Raw genomic sequence first — 4,301 nt, 5'->3', positions numbered from 1 at the left:
GCACGCCTGCTGGAGAGGGATGCGGTTACGCCAGCGCAAACGCGTGCTGAATAATGAAACCAGCATGATGAGCCATGACGAGAGACTGCGCGGATGAAAACAATGTCCAGGCCGTAGTGAAGCAATTGCATCGAATATTTCACACGCAACGTTGCTTCATGCGAAGGCACGAGGGGACAGTGCGGGATTTGGGCATTTTGGGCGACATGACGCAGCGACTGGTTGAGGAGGAGCCTCGGTCTGGCCTTTCACCGGGCCTGTCGATGTAGCGGTAGACTGTGGCGGGGGCAGGGAGGGTCTCCCTCCGATGCGGCAGCCGTCTCCAGGACACAGATAGGCCCGAGAGCCCTGGTCACCTGGACCGGAGGTTTCAGGGAAAAATATTTCCGGTATGCAGTACGCCCATTTTCCTGCAACCCGTATCCGGCGCCGGCTCCACCAGGGCCGACAGCCCGGCACCAAGTTTGTTGTCTCTTTCGCAACAAATAATTTATCTTCATGCGGCGGAGATGTATACTAGAACAGAGGCAGAGCATGAGATCACCATTCCAGTTGATTGGCGAGAGTATTACGCGGCGGCCGATGGCAGTCGCTGCGATCTTTATTCTCGTCTTTATCATTGCACTCTACGGCATGGGCCAGACCACCATGGAGACGGGGAGGGATACCTACATCGACAAGAGTACTCCCCGCGGTGCCCTGCTCGATAAGTACCTGGACACATTCAAGTCCGATTCGGTCATGTTGCTCTTCGAGTGCGACAACGTCCTCGATACCGACGTCCTGGCGTATATCGACCAGTTACAATCCGAGATCGGCCGCGAGGAGTACGTCGCCGGAACCCTGAGCGTCATCGATATGGTGAAGCAGGTGAACGGGGGCGCGCTCCCTGCATCTGAAGCTGAGATCATCATGGCAAAAGAGAAGGTGCCGCCTGAACTCCTCTCCCGGTACCTCCCGTCCAATATGATGACGATCAGCGTCGTCACCCTCGCGCCAGGCGTCTCCAAGGATACCCGGGATCAGGTCCTCGACAGCATTGAGTCGCGCATCAGTTTCTCTGATGCGCCCCCGGGCGTCAAGGTGACCGTGACCGGTTCGCCTGCTTTCGCCAAGCAGATGGGCGAGGAGATCAACGACTCGATGGGCGTGCTGATCGGTGCCGCCATGCTCCTCATGGTACTGGCCGTGGGCCTCCTCTTCGGGCACGTCCGTTACCGGTTCCTGCCGGTCTTCGTGGTGGGGACAGGACTTATCCTGACCTTCGGCACCATGGGGCTTGTCGGGATCCCGATCAGTATGGTCGTGATCGGCGCGTTCCCGGTGCTGATCGGAATCGGTATCGACTACGCCATCCAGTTTCAGTCCCGGTTCGATGAGGAGGCACGGCACGCCCCAATCCAGGAAGCGGCGATAACGACCATCCGGAACTCAGGCCCCGCAATCCTGTATGCGATGATTGCGACGTCGCTTGGGTTCATCGCCATGTGGATATCTCCCGTGCCGATGGTCCGCGACTTCGGTCTGGTCTGCGTCATGGGGGTGGTCTTCTGCTACATCTCGGCCCTGATCATCGTCCCGACGTTCGGCATTCTGGTCAAGTACCGGCCGAAAGCAACAGGTAACGAGTCCACCGGTTCTACCATGGAGGCATATGACCGGTTCCTCGGTGGCGTTGCGGGGAAGATCGCAAAACACCCGGTCCCGATCCTTCTGGTCCTCGGGCTTGTCGCGCTTGTCGGCGTACAGCTCGATGCCTCCATCCCCATCAACTCGGATGAAGAGACCTTCGTCCCCGACGATATGTCTGCAGTTGTCGACCTGCAGAAGATGCGGCGCACCATGGGATCGACAGATACCCTGCCGCTCTATATCAGGGGCGACGGCGTCACGAACCTGGACACCCTGACATGGATAAAAAAGTTTGAGGACTATGAGGTAGCCAACAACGATAAGATCACATCGGCCACGAGTATCGTCACCTACCTGGTCCAGTACAACGACGGCAGGATGCCGACGACCCAGCAGGAGGTCGACGCGGTCCTGGCGCGCATCCCTGAGGAGACGAAGAAGCCGTACCTGAGCGGCGACACCGAGACGGTCATCGAGTTTGGCCTTGTGGAGATGGAGAACGAGGTTGCCCTCTCGCTCGTGGACCGGATGAAGAGCGATGTTGCATGGAACTACCCGCCACCGGGGATCACTGCAGAACCGACAGGGATGATCGAGATGTTCACCAACCTGATGACCGACATCTCGGAGAGCAAGACGACAATGACGGTCCTCGGGTTCGGGATGATCTTCGTCTTCCTGCTCCTTGTCTATAGGAAGCTGACTGCGGTCTCACCGGTCATCCCGATCATCTTCATTGTAGGCTGGAACGGGGCGATCATGTACCTGCTCGGCCTTGACTACACGCCGCTGACCGCGGTGCTCGGGTCGATGACGATCGGGGTGGCCTCGGAGTACACCATCCTGATCATGGAGCGGTTCCAGGAAGAGCGGAGACGCGGAAAGGAGAGGCACGAGGCGATCCAGCAGGCAGTCCAGAAGATCGGAACGGCTATCACCGTGTCAGGCATGACGACGGTCTTTGGATTCTCGGCGCTGCTGCTCTCCACGTTTAACATCATCAGCAACTTCGGCATCGTGACGGTCATCACTGTCGGGTTCTCGCTCCTCGGCGCGATCCTCGTCATGCCGGCGGTCCTCTCCCTGATGGACCGGTTCAGCCGGCAGGATACGAATGAGAGCGCAGAGACCGCACCTGCCTCACTCTAGGTCCGGGATGCTGCCCGGGAACCCCCTCTTTTTTATCCACAACAGGTTGGTTTTTCGAAAGGTACTCAACCAGGCACAGACAACCAAAATTCCTGGAACTTACTTCTTTGCGCTCACGGGCACTACTGGAGCATTTCACCTAAATTTTACATAAAAATCCCCTCAAAATTGGAAACGGATCCCTAGAGCACATCCCAAAAGTGCCCTGCGATCGAATATCCACTTGGTTCAGAGTATGCTGACGCACGTTCGCAAAGAATGAGCAATAGCCAGCGTCAAAAGCGCTGACAGGTTTTTCCCGGGTATCGCCACACACTGCCCCCGCCCCCGGTAGGGGCGGGGGGAGGAGCGCCGAATAGGCGGGCGGGGTGGGGGGTTCGCGGCGGTGCTGGCGTTCAACCGGGGCACTTCAGAGGTGATCGCCGGCGTTGCCATCGCTGCCGCCATCATTCCGCCGACGGTCGTGACCGGTCTTGTTCTGGTGCTCGAGCCCGTGAGCCTGATCTCGTCTGCACTGCTGGTGGCCGGGCAGATCGTCGGGCTGATAGCGGGTGCGCTCGTCGCCGTGACCCTGCTGAAGGTCGAACCCCGGGAGGCCCGCGACAAGGCCGTCGCAAAACGGTACCTGATACGGTCGGTCGTACTGATCGTGCTTCTCTTCGCCCTGCTTCTCTGGCTCACCTGGTTGATGTGGAGGTAGTTTGTATCACTTAACCTCCACCCGCTCACCGGTGACCATGTAGCAGACCTGCTCGGCGATATCACAGGCGTAGTCACCGCAACGCTCCAGATATCGTGCGACCATCACATAGTCCATACACCGGGTGATGTTTTTCGGGTCCTCCATCATGTAGGTGACACTCTCCCTGAAGATGGCATACCTGAGGTCGTCCACGACATCATCCCGGCGCGACATCCCCTCGATGAGCACGATATCCTCTGTCCGGTAAGCCTTGAGGGCATCGTCGATCATGGCGCAGACCAGATCGGCCATATGCGGCAGATTCATCAGGTTCCCGATATGCGGCTTTTCTGATAACCCTTCCACGAGATTGGCGATATCCTTCCCGTATCGGCCGATACGGAAGAGAGCAACATTCATCCGGAGCGCACAGACGATTGAGCGGAGGTCGCGTGCCATGGGCTGGTAGAGCGCGATGAGCCGGAGTGCCGCCTCCTCGATGGCGAGGTTCCGCTCTGCGAGTTCCACTCTCCGGGCATGCACCTGCCTGGCAAGTTCGGGATCCTGATCCTGCAGGGCGGTCATCGCAAGGGAGAGCATACCGTAGGCGAACACCCCCTGCTCCCGGACCATGTCCTTGAGGTCCTTCAGTTCTTCACGGTACTTGTTAACCATGGGTATCCTATCCGAAACGTCCGGTCACGTAGTTGTTGGTCAGCTCTTCCTGCGGGTTCTCAAAGATCCGGGCAGTCGGCCCGAACTCGATCAACCGTCCCAGGTACATGAACCCCACAACGTCGCTGACCCGGGCTGCCTGCTGCATGTTGTGGGTCACGAT

General features: G+C 58.5%; 3 protein-coding genes and 1 pseudogene. 2 read left to right on the top strand and 2 right to left on the bottom strand.

What is annotated here, in order from left to right; translation table 11 throughout:
* The first annotated feature begins 534 nt into the window (after positions 1-534).
* Positions 535-2,781 carry an efflux RND transporter permease subunit gene (locus BP858_RS05555; protein WP_286879057.1) on the top strand — a complete coding sequence of 749 codons (2,247 nt, stop codon included), beginning with the start codon at positions 535-537 and terminating at the stop codon, positions 2,779-2,781.
* A gap of 355 nt (positions 2,782-3,136) precedes the next feature.
* Positions 3,137-3,481 (top strand): DUF389 domain-containing protein, encoded by a 345-nt coding sequence (locus BP858_RS05550; protein ID WP_286879059.1) that lies wholly within the window; start codon positions 3,137-3,139, stop codon positions 3,479-3,481.
* 6 nt (positions 3,482-3,487) lie between these two features.
* Here BP858_RS05550 and phoU read toward each other — a convergent pair whose 3' ends face one another.
* On the bottom strand, positions 3,488-4,138 hold the full coding sequence (phoU, locus tag BP858_RS05545) for a phosphate signaling complex protein PhoU (RefSeq protein ID WP_286879055.1): 651 nt from the start codon (positions 4,136-4,138) through the stop codon (positions 3,488-3,490).
* Between the two features lie 7 nt (positions 4,139-4,145).
* Positions 4,146-4,301 (bottom strand): annotated as a pseudogene (gene pstB / locus BP858_RS05540) (phosphate ABC transporter ATP-binding protein); the annotation flags it as partial.

The organism is Methanoculleus sp. UBA413, from assembly GCF_002502935.1.
Taxonomy (GTDB): domain Archaea; phylum Halobacteriota; class Methanomicrobia; order Methanomicrobiales; family Methanoculleaceae; genus Methanoculleus; species Methanoculleus bourgensis.
Note: the sequence above shows the minus strand (reverse complement) of the source record. Positions and strands in the feature narration are given on the sequence as shown.

Coding starts and splice junctions, on each gene's coding strand:
- BP858_RS05555 (WP_286879057.1), top strand. CDS start 535: ATGAGATCACCATTCCAGTTGATTGGCGAGAGTATTACGCGGCGGCCG.
- phoU (WP_286879055.1), bottom strand. CDS start 4,138: ATGGTTAACAAGTACCGTGAAGAACTGAAGGACCTCAAGGACATGGTC.